This window comes from Asticcacaulis sp. (genome assembly GCF_020217185.1).
Lineage (GTDB): Bacteria > Pseudomonadota > Alphaproteobacteria > Caulobacterales > Caulobacteraceae > Asticcacaulis.
Genome location: NZ_JAIWNX010000135.1, coordinates 1 through 15214 on the forward strand (window position 1 = coordinate 1; position 15214 = coordinate 15214).

Sequence of the window (15214 nt, forward strand, 5' to 3'; positions counted from 1 at the left end):
GTCCAGCACCGCATAGATGGCCGGAAACGGCACGCCTTCGCCCCACATCAGATAGGTCGATTGCCCGTCATCGAACAGGCGCATCGGCACCAGAGACGGGTCTCCGGCATAGGTGTAGCTGGTATTGCGCTTTTCCGGCAGGGTGGAGACGGGCTTGGCCGGGGTCGCCGGTGCGGCGGCGGCTTTCTCCGCGGCTTCGCGGGCCTCTTCTTCATCCTTGGGGTAGGTGAAGCGCAGATCGTAGATCACCTCCCCGCGTTTGCAGGCGGCGGCGTCCTTGGTGCGCAGTTCGAAGGCATAGGTGCGGCGGTTGGTGACGACCGACAGATTGGTGAAGGCCCCGCGCTGAAACGGCTTCACGAACATCAGATTGCCGCGCTTGTTGGGTGTGGCCTGCCACTGGGCGGCATCACCCACGGCGACATTCTCGATCTTTTCGTTGTCGGCGAAGGTGATCATGGTCTGAAAGCTGACGCAGGTATCGAGGCGGATGACCTCGCCATCGACATAGGTGATGGTGCGTATGCGGCTGTCCTGCGCCTGAGCGGGCGCGACGGCGAGCAAAGGCACGGCGATCAGCAGGGAAAGGGTAGAGGCGAACTTCATGAACCGGGGGCCTTTGAAAGGGGCGTCGGGGTCGGGGCGGTTTTGGCGGACGAAGAGGCGGGGGCGGCAGAGCCGGGCGCGGCGCGGAACCTTTGGCCTAGGCCCTGACGGCGCGTCACGCCGCCGGACAGTTGCCCCGCCTGGGGCGTCGCAGAGAGGGTGGTGGTTACGGTCTGCACCCGCGTGTCGCGGCTGGAGCTGCGGCCCCCGGCGGCAGCAGACTGACTGTTCTGCGTGATAAGCGTGGAGCCTCCGGCAGCGGCGATCACAGCGGCCGAGGTCACGGCGGCGGCCTGCACGTCGGCGGCGCTGTCGCCGCGCCCGCGCAGCGGGTTCCAGTTTTTGACGATATTAAAGGCCACCACCATCAGCATGATAAGGAAAGCCGCATAAATCACGGAACCCATGAACAAAATGACGATCGGCTGAATGTCGCGCACCGTTTGCATGGGGTCGCCGGATATGGCCAGAATGGCGGGCGTCAGGAGCGCCAGAGCCGCCGAGCCACCGAGCGTCACCAGCATGGGGATAAAGGCAAAGCCGATTGACGTCCGTAACCAACCTTCAAACAGGCCGCGCGTCTGGGTAAACAGGGCAAAGACGACGAACAGCGGCCCCAGGGCCAGCAAAAGCGTCAGGATGAGGCGCGACAGGACCAGCACACCGACAGTCGACAGCAGCAGGATCAGGCCCGAACTCCACAACATATCCGAGGCCGACGACTTACCATTACGGATGGGTGGCGCGATGGGCTGCGGGTTTTGTACACTGGGGGCCGCGGTCGCCGCAGGGGCGGCCTGCGACGTCTGTTCAAAGGCGGTCGCGGCATCGGCAAAGTGCACGAACAGCACGTCGAGCCGCTTGGCAAAGGCGGCGCTGGCCCCCTCATTGGAACCGGTTAGCGCAGCGGCGATCTCGTCCGGGCCGCGCGTCAGCAGGTTATAGACCACGGTCTGATAGGCGGGCCACGCCGTAACGAAAGTCAGGACCAGACCAATGGCCAGCACCTTCGGCGTCATGGTGGTCAGGGTCAGGCGCGTGCGCCCGGTGATCAGTCCGAAGGCCAGAAAAGCGATATAGAGGGTCAGGCAGATGGTCAGGGCCGTGCCCAGATAGCCGCCAGTACCGAACAAACGCCCGAAGCTGTCTTCGACCACGCGCCCGATCTGACAGTCCACGCTCATCAGCGCGCCTGAAATACCCGTATCGCCGCTGAGCGGCATACCGGGGCAGGTGGCGGGTGGCGGCGGCATCATGCGGATACACGCTCCGTTTGGCCAAAGCCGGGCCACGGCGTGCCGGTCAGGGCTTCGAACCACGCCGACGGCGCGTCGCCATGCGTTTCGCGCAGTTCGTCCAGCTTGCGCACCGTCGATTCCCGTCCCGACAGCAGGGTGAGGATTTCCGGCGTCCCCGACAGGTCAAGGCGCGCCACGACCGAATGGTTGCCATGCTTGAGCAGGAAGGCGCGCGAATGCGGCGGCAGGGCGCGCACCAGACCGACCTCGTGCGCGCTGAGGCCGAAGCCTTCGCCATAGTCTTCGAAACGGGCACGCGGATTGGGCATGAAGATCTGCGTCGCCGCCTGCTCGATGATCGCCGAAGAGATGCGGCTGTCGAGGGCGTCACCGGCGCTTTGCGTGCCGAAACCGAGTATGGCGTTACGCTTTCTGAGCGTCTTCATCCAGTCGCGGATGCGCGCGGCAAATACCTCATCGTCCAGCGCCTTCCAGCCCTCGTCGATCAGGATCATGGCCGGGGTGCCGTCCAGACGCTCCTCGATGCGGTGGAAGAGGTACATCATGATCGGCCCGCGCAAGATCGGTGCGTCGAGGAACTGCGTCATGTCGAAGCCCAGAACGCGCGCCGACAGGTCGAGCTGATCCGCCTCGTTATCGAACAGCCACGCCCATTCGCCCGACCCGACCCACGGCGCCAGACGCGCCGCCAGATCGGTCTGGCTGGGGCGACGGAAGCCACCGAGAAGCTCCTGAAAATAGCGCAGGCGGCGATAGGCCGGGGCCTGCGCGTACATGGCGTCGATGGCCGAGGCGATGATGGCCTCGTCCTCCGGCGGCAGGGCCGGGCCTTCGCCGGCGATCAGTCGCGACAACAGATCGCGCAGGAAGCCGCGATTGATGGCGCTGTCGGGCAGTTGCAGCGGATTGAAGCCGCTCGGTTCCCCGGCGCGCAGGGTGGCGTAATGGCCGCCGATGGCGCGAATGAAGATTTCCGAACCGCGATCCTTGTCGAAGATGATGGTGCGCGGACGCGCCTTCTGGGCTTGCGCGGCGAGGAAGTTGAGCACCACGGTCTTGCCCGATCCCGACGGACCGATCAGGGTGAAGTTACCGAGGTCCGAGGCGTGGAAGTTGAAGAAGTAGGGCGTGGCGGCCGTCGTTTCAAAGACCGTAATCGCCTCACCCCAGTGGTTGCCGGTGGCCTGACCCAAGGCAAAGCCGTGCAGGCTGGCCAGACCGGCGAAGGCCGAGACCGAAATCAGCGCCTTACGCGCGATAAAGGCCTCATTGCCCGGAAACTGCGCCCAGAAGGCCGGTTCGAGATTGATGTCTTCGCGGACCGCCATCGCCCCCGTATCGGCCAGCGCCGAGGTGACCTGCGCCGCCGCCTGATCGAGTGCGCTGAGCCCCGGTGCGCGCACGCACACGCTCAGGTGATGTTCGCCCAGAGCCGTCTGCCCGGACGCCAGTTCATCCTTGGCCGCCATCAGGCCAGCGCGTAGCGTAATGCCGTCATCATCGGCGGCGCGCAGACGGCGCAGGGCCAGATTGACGCGCTCCAGTCCGATTTGACGATCCACGAACTGAAAGCTCTGCGACACGGTCATTTCATAGGGCAGGTGCAGCAGGGCATCGAGCATCCCCGGCGCAGCCTGCGGCGGATATTCCTTCACCGAAATGAGCGCGCCGAACGATTTATCGCCGCCCGCGCTTTTCATTTCAAAGGCATCGACGCCAAAGCTGAGGCGCTGATAGGGCAGGTATTGCCCCACATCGTCGCGCGCCAGCGGATCGGGCTTGAGCACCGGGCGCATTTCCCCGTGCATCAGGGCCGACAGCAGTTCCAGCGGCTCCGAACAGCGGCCGCCGCGCGTCTCATAGGAGGTCAGAAGCCGCGGGCCATAACGCCCCAGCGCCGCCATCAGAGCGTCGCGCGCCGCATCAAGGTCGCGCAGTTCCGCCCCCAGACCGTCGCGATCGGCTCCGGATTGCGCGCCAAACAGCTTGCCAAGGCTTTCCGACAGACCGGCCTTACCACGCGCGGGGCGGCGCAGAATGGTGATAAACAGGTCGTTGACGAACAGTTCGCGCGATTGCAGGCGGTCCTGCCAGCGCGCATTGATGTAACCGGCAATGGGGTCGTCGTACTGACCGCTGCTGGTCACCGAGACCTTGCGGCGCACGATATGGTGGTGCAGCACCAGCCGCGAATCCCCGATGGCGCGCAGGGCGCTTTCCCGCAGGGCGTGCAGGCTGTTGAGGTCGGTCGTATCGGCCGTTTCAAAACCAAAGCCGTCGATATAGAGGGCCTGCATCAGCGACCCGTCGCGCAGGGTAACCGTGTGGTCATTATAGAGATGGGCGTAGGGCAGGCGATCACCGATCCGCTGCTCCCTGGCGCCCAGACTCATGACTTGCCCGAACAGGCCGTTACTCATGCGAAAACCTTACGGTAGATAGGAGTTGCAGCGCCAGAACTTGTAATTCCGGATGCGCGGGGTGCGGCTCACCTTGGTGAACCACAGGTCGAACAGGCGCGGTTCACGCAGGCAGGCCAGATAGCCGACCGCGTGAACCAGAAGCGCAATCCCCAGAGCCCAGAACGACCGCGTGACCAGAAAGGCCTCGGTGGTGATCATGAAGTTGAGGATGAAGTACGAGTAGGTCACACCCGCAAACATTTGCGGTTGGGTAAGCGCCCGGAAGATGGGCGCCTTGACCAGAGCGACGGTCTCTTCGCTCATGCCTCAGCCCACGGCCGTGCGGATGCCCGCCACGATGGTGGCCGCGCCGAACAGGATGAAGATGCCGAGGATGACGGTGGCCCCGAAGCGCCAGTTCATGCGGCCCGACAGCATCATGAAGCCGACGGCGGCCACGGCGATCACGGCCACGGCGGTGGCGACATTGCCGAGCAGCGTGCCCTGAATCCAGCCGAGCGCATTGACGATCGGGCCGGAACCGGCGGGGTCCTGCGCAAAGGCCGGAGACGCGGCCAGCAGGGGCAGGAGGGCGGGCAGGAATTTACGGACGTTCATGGGTCTATCCTTACGAGCAGGTCTCGGTCGGTTGAGGATCGGTCTTTACGCTGAGCCGGTCAAGGCTTCGGGCGACATAGGCCTGGGTTTCGGCATAGGGCGGCACACCGCCGTGACGGTTGACCGCGCCAGCCCCGGCATTATAGGCCGCCAGCGCCAGATCAATGCGGCCGTCAAAGCGGTCCAGCTGACGGCGCAGATAGGCGGCACCGCCGAACACATTGCCCTGCGGATCAAAGGGATCGACGCCCAGTTCGGCGGCGGTGGCGGGCATCAGTTGCATCAGGCCGATGGCCCCACGCGGCGACACGGCCTTGGGGTTAAAACCTGACTCCTGACGAATAACGGCGATCAGAAAGTCGGCGCTGAGATTATAGCGTTCGGCGGCGGCCTCGATGACCTCCTGATAGGGCAGGGATGTCGCGTGAACGGTTACCGGCGGTACGGAGGCGCACAGGGTGTGGTAGTCGCCATTGTCGGCGACCTCAAACACCTGCGCAGCCACGGGCAGAGCGGCACAGAGCGCCCCCCCCATCGTTCCCGCTGCTGTCAAAACTGCCCGCACGGGCCGCTCCTTGCTCACACTCTGTACCGCGCCCTGTATCGCGTCACACCGGCACCGATCCGGCGCTGGCGTCCTCTGGTCAAGCGGCTCTAACAGTTAAGTTTGTCAGATTTGTTACGCCTGTCCGTCAATGATCCTTGCACGGAGAATTTTTGCGATTCGCCGTCAAAGTCAGCATACACCGCGCGGTCGTGAATTTACAGGAAGCCGAGATTGGGCTGTGAGAAATTGCGCAGATTGGGGAAGATGGTGTTGAGGTCGGTGTCCGACACGCCGAACCAGCGCCCCAGCGTCGCCGCATACTGATCAACCGAGGTGGTGGGGATAAAGGAGGCCCCCACCATGTTGGGGTTGGAGAAGCCGGATACGTCCATGCCCACCGTCGGGAACTGCCCGTACATGTCGCCGCCCTTGACCGCGCCACCCATAATCAGTTGCGGACCGGCCCAGGCGTGGTCGGTGCCATCGCCATTGGTGTTGAAGGTGCGCGAGAAATCGGACGCCGTAAAGGTCGTCACATTGGCGCGCATATCGACGCCGTTGATATTGGCGAGTGTGCTATCGAGATAGCTCATCGCCTGCGCTACCTTGGCGAGGTTGTTCGACTGGTCGCGGTTCTGGTTGTCGTGGCTGTCCCAGCCGCCCAGCGACACCATGAAGACCTGACGCTTGACGCCAAAGGCCGGGGCGGCGGCGATCATGCGGGCGACGGTGCGCATCTGCAGCGCCAGACTGTTGGTTTCGGTCGCTCCCGTCGCCGGATTGGTATAGGTCGGCGGCGAAGGCACGGCGGTCACGACGGCGCGGCTGAAGACTTCGTTGACGACGCTGGCTGCCCCGACCGAGCGGGCATTGATGCGCCCCAGATCATTGGCAAAGTCCGACGCTGTGACGGTGTCATTGATGATGGTCTTCAGTTCACCCGGTGCCGCGGAAGACCCGAACAGGGTCGTGGCCGTGGTGCCATTGACCGTCACCGCCGGGGCCGCGTTGGTCGAAAGCGGGTACTGCACCACGGACTGCCCGGACAGGAACACCGCCGTACCCCCCGCCGTAATGGCGGTGAAGATGGTGTTCTGGCCATTCATATTCATCAGCATATCGCCCATGCGCCCGCCCCAGCCGGTGCGCGCGCCTTCGGCGGCCCCGGCCTGCCAGGTTGATTGCTGGTCATTATGCGAAAACAGGTTGGCGGGCAGGGGCACGCTGCGGGCCTGATACTGCGCCTTGGTGGTCGGTTGGATCAGCGTGCCGACATTGGCCAGCACGGCCAGCCGCCCCTGATCGAACAGGGTTTTACACGGGCTCATCAGCGGGTGCAGGCCAAAGGTGCGCGACGTGGCATTGGTGCCGGCCGGGATGGCCTGCGCGGTCCTGGGCGCGATGGGCAGGACGCCGCCCCAATGCTCAGGTTTGCCGAGCGCCGAAGCCCGCCCCGTGACGGCATTGACCTGGCCCACAGGTGTTGGGGCTGTGCCCACAGGCATCAGAGCAATCGGATCGGTGCCCTGATTGCGCGCGGCGAAATAGCGGCCCCACGAGTCGCTATCGGTGGCCAGCACCATATTGTTGGCGTCATTGCCGCCAAACAGGAAGACGCAGACCAGCGCCTTATAGTCCGGGGCGCTTTGCCCGGCGGCGGAGCCCACGGCGGCCAGTTGCAGGCCGAAGGAGGTGGCTGTGGTCAGGCCGGCAAGGCCAGCCCCAAGGCGAAAGAAGGCGCGGCGATCGATCTGGGAGGTCATGAGTGCACCGTTCCTATCGCTGGGCGGCATATTCAGGGGAAGCCATGCCGAGGAAGATGGCGAGCTTGACCCGGTTGAGTTTGGCGGTGTCGATCTGGGCTTGTGTCCCATTGGCCGGAACATTGACGCCAATGACCGAATTGGTGATGCGCGTCTTCAGGGTCGCGGACATGCCGCCGCCGTACAGCAGCAGGTCGATGCGGTTCACGAGGGCCGCCGGGTCGGTCGCCAGCGCCAGTTCCTTGGTATAGGCTGACTTGATGTCGCTGCTGCTGCCGATGCCGGAATTGATCGTCGTTTGCATCAGGTTGATATAGGCCGCCGTCGTCACTTCATCGGCGATCTGCAATTCCGGCGCGACCTTGTTCTTGCTGCCCAGCGTGGTGTTGGGTGGCACATAGCCCGGACGGAAGAAGTTGAATACCGACGGCGACGTCATGGGCGCCTGATTGAGCGAGGTCTGGGCCGCGGTTGAGGTCATCAGCCACTTGCCGCTGGTCGAGGTCGTCTCGAACGACCGCATCCAGTGGGTCAGGCGGATCACCGGCTCGCGCAGCTTGCCATAGGTGGCGTCGGTCGAGGGGGTACGCGCTTCGCTGTCGAGCAGGATGGCGCGCACCACGGCCCCCATATCCCCGCGAACACCGGAGCCATTGTTGTTAAACACGGCGGCGACGCGACCGACATAGGCCGGGGAGGGGTTGGAGGTGACCAGACGCTGGATCAGTTGTTTGGAGATGAAGGGGCCGACATTGGGGTGATTATAAAGGGTATCGAGCGCCACCTTGACCTCGCCATTTGTATCGGCGGTCGTAGACGCCGGGATGGTGGTCCCCAGAAACGTCTTGGCCGACGTCGAATGGAAATTGTTATACGCAATCATCGGCTGGGTGTAAGCCTCAGCCACGCGACTGCCGCCGCCAAAGGTCGAGTTGGTCGGGGTCGGGTGATACCACGACAGGCCGGTGAACACCTTGGCCAGCCCCTGAATATCGGCGGTGCTGTAGGTGGGGGTGGTATTACCGAGAAGGTCGGTCTTGGGCGTGCCGTCGGCATTCAACTGCACCAGACCGATGGTGAAAAGCTGCATCACTTCGCGCGCATAGTTTTCGTCCGGATTGCGCCCGGTGGCCGCGTTTTCCTTCTGATTGGCCAGATAGGTCAGGTACTGGCCCATGGCCGGATGGTAGGTGACGTCTTCGAGCAGGGTGCGGAAATTGCCAAAGGCATTGCGGCCCAGCATGTCGTAGTAGGAGGCCAGGGTCCGCGTATCGATATTGCTGACGTAGGAGGCGACAAAGATTTCAGACAGGGCGAACTTCACGCGCTGGCGTAGCTGGTCCGGCGATGTGACGGCCTGTCTGTAGAAGGTCTCGTAAAACTGCGTTGAGGAGAGGCTGGCATTGGCATTGGTCGTTTTCAGATCGACCAGCCGCGCATCCATTTCCGACAGGTGCGTCGGCCCCAGCGGCAGAGCCATCTGCGCGGTTATCCAGTCGCCATAGCTGGTTGCGGTGACGGAGGCAATCTCGGCATCCGTCGGGCCAAACGTCGCCTGAGCCAGAAAACGGCTGGCCTCCGTGTTGGTCGGCTTGGCCACGACCGGAGGCGGGGTCGTTCCGCCGCCGCCTGAGGCGTTGCCGCCACCCCCGCCGCCTCCGCCCCCACCGCAGGCCGACAGGATCAGAAACGATGCTATCACGCAGGCATGGGCGGCCTTGTCGAGACGGAAGCCTAAACGGCTGCCATCCGCCGCAGAGTGTGACACGCGCTGGCGCGTTGCCAGACGGAACACCTTGAACGTCTTCATAAAATCACGCCCCACAAGGTTCTGGCGGGCGTGATTTCTGACATCCAAGCCGATCACACCATCCCATAATGGTATTAAGACATATAATTTTGCCGTTAACAATTCGTGACATAACGGCGCTCTCTCAAAGGTTGCGGACGTGGGCCTCACGCCATCGAAGGGGCTGTCACTAGTGGAATGAATTTGACATTTGCCATCGAGCGTGCGGCAAGCGGTAGCAAATGTCAAAATCAGACCACTGGCCGTTCTATACCGGTTTTGCGGTCTTACAGATCAAAGGAATAAGCCGGTAGGCGCGGCTCCGTGTCAGTCGCGCAGTGAGCGAGCGCAATAACTCCGACAATTATTTTTAACAATCGTATATTTTATATTTGACCCCGCCCGCCAAGCGGGGTTACATTTTTTCGCGGACGGGCACCTCGCAATTCCGGTGATGAGAGTTCTGTCCCTCTGGCGTTCGGTCCTGACGGCATTATTGACTTCCTCCGGGTTGTCAGGGCCTGCCACTCTCCGGGTTGTCCACCATCTGCCGTCCCTGGCGAGGTGGTGGACGCCCTCTTTTAGGTTCGCCGACAAAGATCAGGCGAACCGGTTGCCTTAGCGCGAAGAATAACCCTGAGTATTTTTCGCGAATAAAACTCTTTTTCACCCGACGGAGTGAACCATGACGCCATCCGCCGTTTCGACCCTGACCCGCCGTACCAGTCTGACGGCTATGGCCGCAGCACTGGCCGCGCCCGCTCTGGCGCAGGCCGCGGATACAGCAGGGCTGGCCTGGAACAGCCCGGAGGCGCAAACCACCGTTCACGAAACGCCGGATTTTCATATCGAGCTTCAGGAAACCTCCCAGACCCTCGTCTCTCTGGCCCCCAAGGGGGTAGGGGGCGGCTTTGACTTCGCCCCGCGCCACCGTTTCACCCAGCGTCTGGGCGATGGGTGCTACCGTCTGGGGGATATCGACCTGCGTGTGCGCGCCGAAGGCGACAAGACTTGGAGCGACCATTCGACGGCCTATCGCCGCGTCAAGGTTAAGGCCCTGCCGAAGCCCAAGGGGGCGCTGGCCTCAGCGGACATCACCCCCAGCCTCGGTGCCGATATGCCGCTGAAGGTGGTGCGGACGTGGAGCGTGTCTGAGGGGAAGCTGGTTTTGAGCTTCACCCTGACGAACCCCACCCAAAAGACGATTGAAGTCGGCGGGCTGGGCATGGCCATGGTCTTCGACAATATCATCAGCGGGCGTCACCTGGATGAGGCCCACGATGTCGCCTCGTTTTACGACCCTTACGTCGGCCTGAATGCCGGCTATCTTCAGGTCAACCGCCTGAACGGGCAGGGGCCGTCGCTGCTGGTCTTGCCCGCCAGCGATACGGCGAAGTTCGAGCTGTACAAGCCGATCCTCAACACGCGCGACGCCGACAAAAAGCCGGCCATCTACAGCGATATCGAGCCGCGCAACATGACGTTCGAAGGCTTCTATAGCTGGATGACGCACGCCAAGGGCTTTGCCGACAGCGAATGGAAGGGTGTCGAACAGTGGAACACGCCCACGTCTCTGATATTGAAGCCGGGGCAATCGACCAGCGTGGCGCTGAAATTCGTACTGTCGCCCTCGATCCGTGAGATCGAGCCGACCCTGATCAAACAGGGCCGTCCGGTCGCCGTCGGTATCCCCGGCTATGTGGTGCCGACCGACCTGCCCGCCGACCTGTTTGTCCATGCCCCCAAGGCGGTCAAGGCCTTCGCGGTGCATCCGCAGGGCGCGCTGGAGGTCACGCCTGCGGGCAGCGTCAAAGGCGGCTGGCTGAAATACAGCGTGGCGGGCAAGACGTTGGGCCGCGCGCGCCTGATCCTGACCTATGCCGACGGCACGCAGCAGACCGTCCATTACAAGGTGACCAAGCCGCAAGCCGAGGCCGTGGCCGATATGGGGCACTTCCTGACCACGAAGCAGTGGTACGAAACCCCCGATGATCCGTTCAAACGCTCGCCGTCGATCATGATTTACGACCGCGAAAAGAACGCGCTTGTGCTTCAAGACAATCGCGTCTGGGTGTCGGGCCTGTCGGATGAAGGCGGGGCCGGGGCGTGGCTGGCGGCCATCATGAAACAGCTCGACAATCCGAAGGCGGAAGAGGTGCAAAAGTTCGAGCACTTCGCCAACACCACCCTGTGGGGGCAAATCCAGACGCCGGACGGCCCCGATAAGTACGGCGTGCGCAAGTCGCTGATGTTCTATGACCCCGAAGGGATGCCCAAGGGCACCTATGATGCGTCTCTGAACTGGAAGGTGTGGTCAGCCTGGGACCGCAAGCACGCCGCCGATCTGGGGCGGTCCTACAATTATCCGCACCCGGCGGCCGCGTGGTGGACGCTGTATCGCCTCGGCCGCTACCACACGGGCATGACGGCGGGCGAAACCTGGCAGACCTATCTGACGCGGGCGGCGGAAACCATCAAGGCCATGATGAGCAAGGCGCCTTACTATACACAGTTCGGGCAGATGGAAGGCGATGTCTTCCTCTACATTCTGCTCGATCTGAAGCGGGAAGGCTGGACCGAACTGGCCGCAGAGGTCGAGGCGTTGATGAAGGGCCGCGTCGAAATCTGGAAGACGCTGAAATATCCGTTCGGCTCGGAAATGCCGTGGGATTCCACCGGTCAGGCCGAAGTCTATATGTGGATGCGCTATTTCGGCCATCAGGATAAGGCCGATGTCACGCGCGAAGTCATCATGGCCTATGATCCGGCCATCCCGCACTGGGGCTATAACGGCTCGGCACGGCGCTTCTGGGACTTCCTCTATGCCGGCAAGCTGTCGCGGATTGAGCGTCAGTTGCACCATTACGGCTCGTCGCTCAATGCCGTGCCGCTGTTCGACGCCTACCGCGAAACGCCGGATGACCTCTACATGCTGCGCGTCGCCTATGGCGGGCTGATGGGCTCGCTGACCAATATCGACGCAGAGGGTTTTGCCTCGGCGGCCTTCCACTCCTTCCCGGACGCCATGAAGTGGGACGCCATCAATGGCGACTACGGCATGAGCTTCTTCGGTCACGCCGTGACCTCGGCCTCGTATCTGGTTAAACACCCGGTGTTCGGCTGGACCGGCTTTGGCGGCATAGTCAAAACGTCCGATGGCGTGATCCGTCTGAGCCCGAAGGATAGCGCCCGCCGCCGCGTCTTTATCGCTCCGGCGGGTCTGTGGATCACGCTGGATGCCGGTAAGATCGCGGAGGTCGCCTATGACAGCGTCAGCGGTAAGGTGCACCTGACCCTGGCGGCTGCCGACGCTCAAACGCCCGTCGCCTACGTGAATTTTGAAACCACGGTGAAGGGGGCCAGGCCCTATAGCCTCAAGGCCGATAAGGCTCTGGGCGCCTATGCGGTGCCGTTGAAAGCCGAACCCGTCACTATCGAACTGATCCGCGCCTGACACAGGGAAACGCCAGATGATCCGCACGACCTTTCAAACCGATCGCCGCGCCTTGCTGTGTGGAGCGGGGGCCCTGACGCTTCTGACCGCCATCGGCGGCCCGGCCGTGGCCTCAGCCCCCATCGTCGCTACGCCCATTCCGCTGACGCAGGTGCGCCTGCTGCCGTCGCCCTTCCTTGACGCTATAGAGGCTAACCGACGCTATTTGCTGTTCCTCTCGCCCGACCGCTTCCTGCACAATTATCACAAGTTCGCCGGTCTGCCGGTGAAGGGGGAGATTTACGGCGGCTGGGAATCCGACACCATCGCGGGTGAGGGGCTGGGGCACTATCTGTCGGCCCTGTCGCTGATGCACGCCCAAACGGGTGATGCCGAATGTGTGACCCGCATCCACTACATTATTTCCGAACTCGAAAAGGTGCAGGCGGCGCAGGGCGATGGCTATGCAGCGGGCTTTATGCGCAAGCGTAAGGACGGCTCCATCGTCGATGGCAAGGAAATCTTCCCCGAAATCATGGCGGGCGATATCCGCTCGGCGGGCTTCGATCTCAATGGCTGCTGGGTGCCCTTCTATAACTGGCATAAGCTGTTTGCCGGGCTTCTGGACGCGCAGGCCTATTGCGGCATCGACCGCGGCATCCCGGTGGCCGAAAAGCTGGGCGGCTATATCGAAAAGGTCTTTGCGGCGCTGGACGACGCCCAGACGCAGAAGGTGCTCGATTGCGAACACGGCGGCATCAATGAGAGCTTCGCTGAACTCTATAGCCGCACGAACAACCCGCGCTGGCTGAAACTGTCGGAGCGACTCTATCACCACCGGATGCTCGACCCGCTGGCGGCCCGTGAAGACAAGCTGGCCAACAACCATGCCAATACGCAGGTGCCCAAGCTGATCGGTCTGGCGCGCCTCTATGAACTGACGCAGAAGCCGCCGTATCAGACCGCCTCCAGCTTCTTCTGGGAGCGCGTCGTCAACCACCACAGCTTCGTGATTGGCGGCAATGCCGACCGGGAATACTTCTTCGAACCCGACACCATTTCGGCCCATATCACCGAGCAGACCTGCGAAAGCTGCAACACCTACAATATGCTGAAGCTGACGCGGCACCTGTATAGCTGGTCGCCCAAGGCGGCGTGGTTCGACTATTATGAGCGTGCGCACCTCAACCACATGCTGGCGCATCAGAACCCGAAAACCGGCATGTTCACCTATATGATGCCGCTGATGTCGGGGACGGCACGCGAGTATTCCGATCCAGAAAATTCGTTCTGGTGCTGCGTCCTGTCGGGGATCGAAACCCATTCCAAGCACGGGGACTCGATCTACTGGCAGCAGGACAAGACGCTGTTCGTCAACCTGTTCATCCCGTCAAAGGTCAACTGGGCGGCGCAAAAGGCGGCGTTCGAACTGACGACCAAATACCCCTATGAGGGGCAGGTGGCGCTGAAACTAAACCAGCTTTCGGGCACGAAGACCTTTACCGTGGCCGTGCGTATCCCCGGCTGGGCCAAAACCTCAAGCCTGCGCGTCAATGGCAAGCCGGCCCTGGCCAGGATGAGCGACGGCTATGCCCTGATCACCCGCAAATGGCGCGCGGGCGACGTGGTGACGCTCGACCTGCCGCTGGAGCTGCGTTTTGAGACCGCAGCCGGCGATGACAAGGTCGTGGCCCTGCTGCGCGGCCCGATGGTGCTGGCCGCCGATCTGGGGCCAGCGGATCAGCCGTGGGAAGGCGATGCCCCGGCACTGGTCGGCTCCGATCTGATCGGCAGCTTCCAACCCGTCTCGGCGGCCGAAGCGGTATATGTATCCAAAGGCTCAGGACGTCCGGGGGATATGACTTTCCGTCCTTTCTATGCGCAGTACGAACGCCGCACGGCGGTCTATTTCAACCGCTACAGCGACGCCGAATGGGCGCAGGCCCAGGTCGCCTATCGCGCCGAACAGGCCCGCCTGAAAGACATCGCCAACCGTTCGGTCGATGTCATGCATCTGGGCGAAATGCAGCCCGAACGCGACCACAACCTGCAAACCGGCGGCAACTCCTACCCGGTGGTCTATCGCGCCCGCAATGGCCGCGACGCCCGCACCGGGGGCTTCTTCAGCTTTGAGATGAAGACGACCAAGGACGGCAAAAACGATTCTGGCCCGCTGGTGATTCAGGCGACCTATTGGGGGTCTGAATTCAACCGCAGCTTCACCATCGAGATCGACGGCACGGTCATCGCGCATGAGCGCCTGTCGGGCCGTCAGCCGGGCGCGTGGATCGACGTCGATTACCCCATCCCGCACGAACTGACGCGTGGCAAACAAAAGGTCACGGTCAAGTTCAATCCGCAGGAGGGGAAGACCGCTGGTCCGGTCTTTGGCGTGCGCCTGTTTACCAAGGCGTGAGAACTGCCTGTACGATTTTTACCACGGATAGACACGGATGGCCGCTGGCGCGGCCTCATGGATATTCATTGTGCGCCTGAGAAGTCCGGAGCACGCATCATCCGTGTTCGGCGGGCAAAGCCCGCCATCCGTGACTATCTGTGGCAAAAAAATCTATCCCCGCTGAGACAGACACAATTTCAACCGCTTAAGCGCATTTTCTCACAATCTGTCCCCGCCGAAGAAACCTCTGTCATGCTGAGCCCATGACACAGATCGCCCCCCACATCCCCGCCGCCCACACCGCCGCCTATGACCGCCTGATGCGCCTTGCGGATCAGATTCTGACCGCGCTCGAAACCGCGCCGCGCCCCACCACGGCTATCGAGATTGGCCGCACCG

10 protein-coding genes are annotated in these 15214 nt (G+C 62.6%); 2 read left to right on the forward strand and 8 right to left on the reverse strand.

The window, feature by feature from the left end:
- From LDL37_RS06560 to LDL37_RS06595, 8 genes are all read right to left on the reverse strand, one after another.
- The coding region (locus LDL37_RS06560; protein ID WP_290795806.1) for a TrbG/VirB9 family P-type conjugative transfer protein at positions 1-606 on the reverse strand (606 nt) is incomplete at its 3' end.
- Complete coding sequence (locus tag LDL37_RS06565; protein WP_290795808.1) at positions 603-1862, reverse strand: type IV secretion system protein; 1260 nt, start codon at positions 1860-1862, stop codon at positions 603-605. The genes LDL37_RS06565 and LDL37_RS06560, both read right to left, overlap by 4 nt.
- Complete coding sequence (locus LDL37_RS06570) at positions 1859-4285, reverse strand: VirB4 family type IV secretion/conjugal transfer ATPase (RefSeq protein ID WP_290795810.1); 2427 nt, start codon at positions 4283-4285, stop codon at positions 1859-1861. The genes LDL37_RS06565 and LDL37_RS06570 overlap by 4 nt, the downstream gene beginning before the upstream one ends.
- Positions 4286-4294: 9 nt before the next feature.
- Positions 4295-4591 carry a type IV secretion system protein VirB3 gene (locus tag LDL37_RS06575; protein WP_013478838.1) on the reverse strand — a complete coding sequence of 99 codons (297 nt, stop codon included), beginning with the start codon at positions 4589-4591 and terminating at the stop codon, positions 4295-4297.
- A 3-nt stretch (positions 4592-4594) separates the two neighbouring features.
- Positions 4595-4885: a TrbC/VirB2 family protein gene (locus LDL37_RS06580; RefSeq protein ID WP_290795813.1), complete on the reverse strand. Its 291-nt coding sequence runs from the start codon at positions 4883-4885 to the stop codon at positions 4595-4597.
- A 10-nt stretch (positions 4886-4895) separates the two neighbouring features.
- Complete coding sequence (locus LDL37_RS06585) at positions 4896-5450, reverse strand: lytic transglycosylase domain-containing protein (RefSeq protein WP_290795815.1); 555 nt, start codon at positions 5448-5450, stop codon at positions 4896-4898.
- 197 nt (positions 5451-5647) lie between these two features.
- Positions 5648-7195 (reverse strand): DUF1501 domain-containing protein, encoded by a 1548-nt coding sequence (locus LDL37_RS06590; RefSeq protein WP_290795818.1) that lies wholly within the window; start codon positions 7193-7195, stop codon positions 5648-5650.
- Positions 7196-7208: 13 nt separating this feature from the next.
- Complete coding sequence (locus LDL37_RS06595) at positions 7209-9005, reverse strand: DUF1800 domain-containing protein (protein ID WP_290795820.1); 1797 nt, start codon at positions 9003-9005, stop codon at positions 7209-7211.
- A gap of 664 nt (positions 9006-9669) precedes the next feature.
- Between LDL37_RS06595 and LDL37_RS06600 the strand changes: the two genes are divergently transcribed.
- Positions 9670-12438, forward strand: a complete 2769-nt coding sequence (locus LDL37_RS06600; RefSeq protein WP_290795822.1) for a DUF5695 domain-containing protein — start codon at positions 9670-9672, stop codon at positions 12436-12438.
- Positions 12439-12454: 16 nt separating this feature from the next.
- Positions 12455-14833, forward strand: coding sequence for a glycoside hydrolase family 127 protein (locus LDL37_RS06605; protein ID WP_290795824.1), 2379 nt, complete (start codon positions 12455-12457; stop codon positions 14831-14833).
- The last annotated feature ends 381 nt before the right edge of the window (positions 14834-15214 follow it).

Coding starts and splice junctions, on each gene's coding strand:
- LDL37_RS06590 (WP_290795818.1), bottom strand. CDS start 7,195: ATGACCTCCCAGATCGATCGCCGCGCCTTCTTTCGCCTTGGGGCTGGC.
- LDL37_RS06565 (WP_290795808.1), bottom strand. CDS start 1,862: ATGATGCCGCCGCCACCCGCCACCTGCCCCGGTATGCCGCTCAGCGGC.
- LDL37_RS06570 (WP_290795810.1), bottom strand. CDS start 4,285: ATGAGTAACGGCCTGTTCGGGCAAGTCATGAGTCTGGGCGCCAGGGAG.
- LDL37_RS06595 (WP_290795820.1), bottom strand. CDS start 9,005: ATGAAGACGTTCAAGGTGTTCCGTCTGGCAACGCGCCAGCGCGTGTCA.
- LDL37_RS06600 (WP_290795822.1), top strand. CDS start 9,670: ATGACGCCATCCGCCGTTTCGACCCTGACCCGCCGTACCAGTCTGACG.
- LDL37_RS06605 (WP_290795824.1), top strand. CDS start 12,455: ATGATCCGCACGACCTTTCAAACCGATCGCCGCGCCTTGCTGTGTGGA.
- LDL37_RS06580 (WP_290795813.1), bottom strand. CDS start 4,885: ATGAACGTCCGTAAATTCCTGCCCGCCCTCCTGCCCCTGCTGGCCGCG.
- LDL37_RS06575 (WP_013478838.1), bottom strand. CDS start 4,591: ATGAGCGAAGAGACCGTCGCTCTGGTCAAGGCGCCCATCTTCCGGGCG.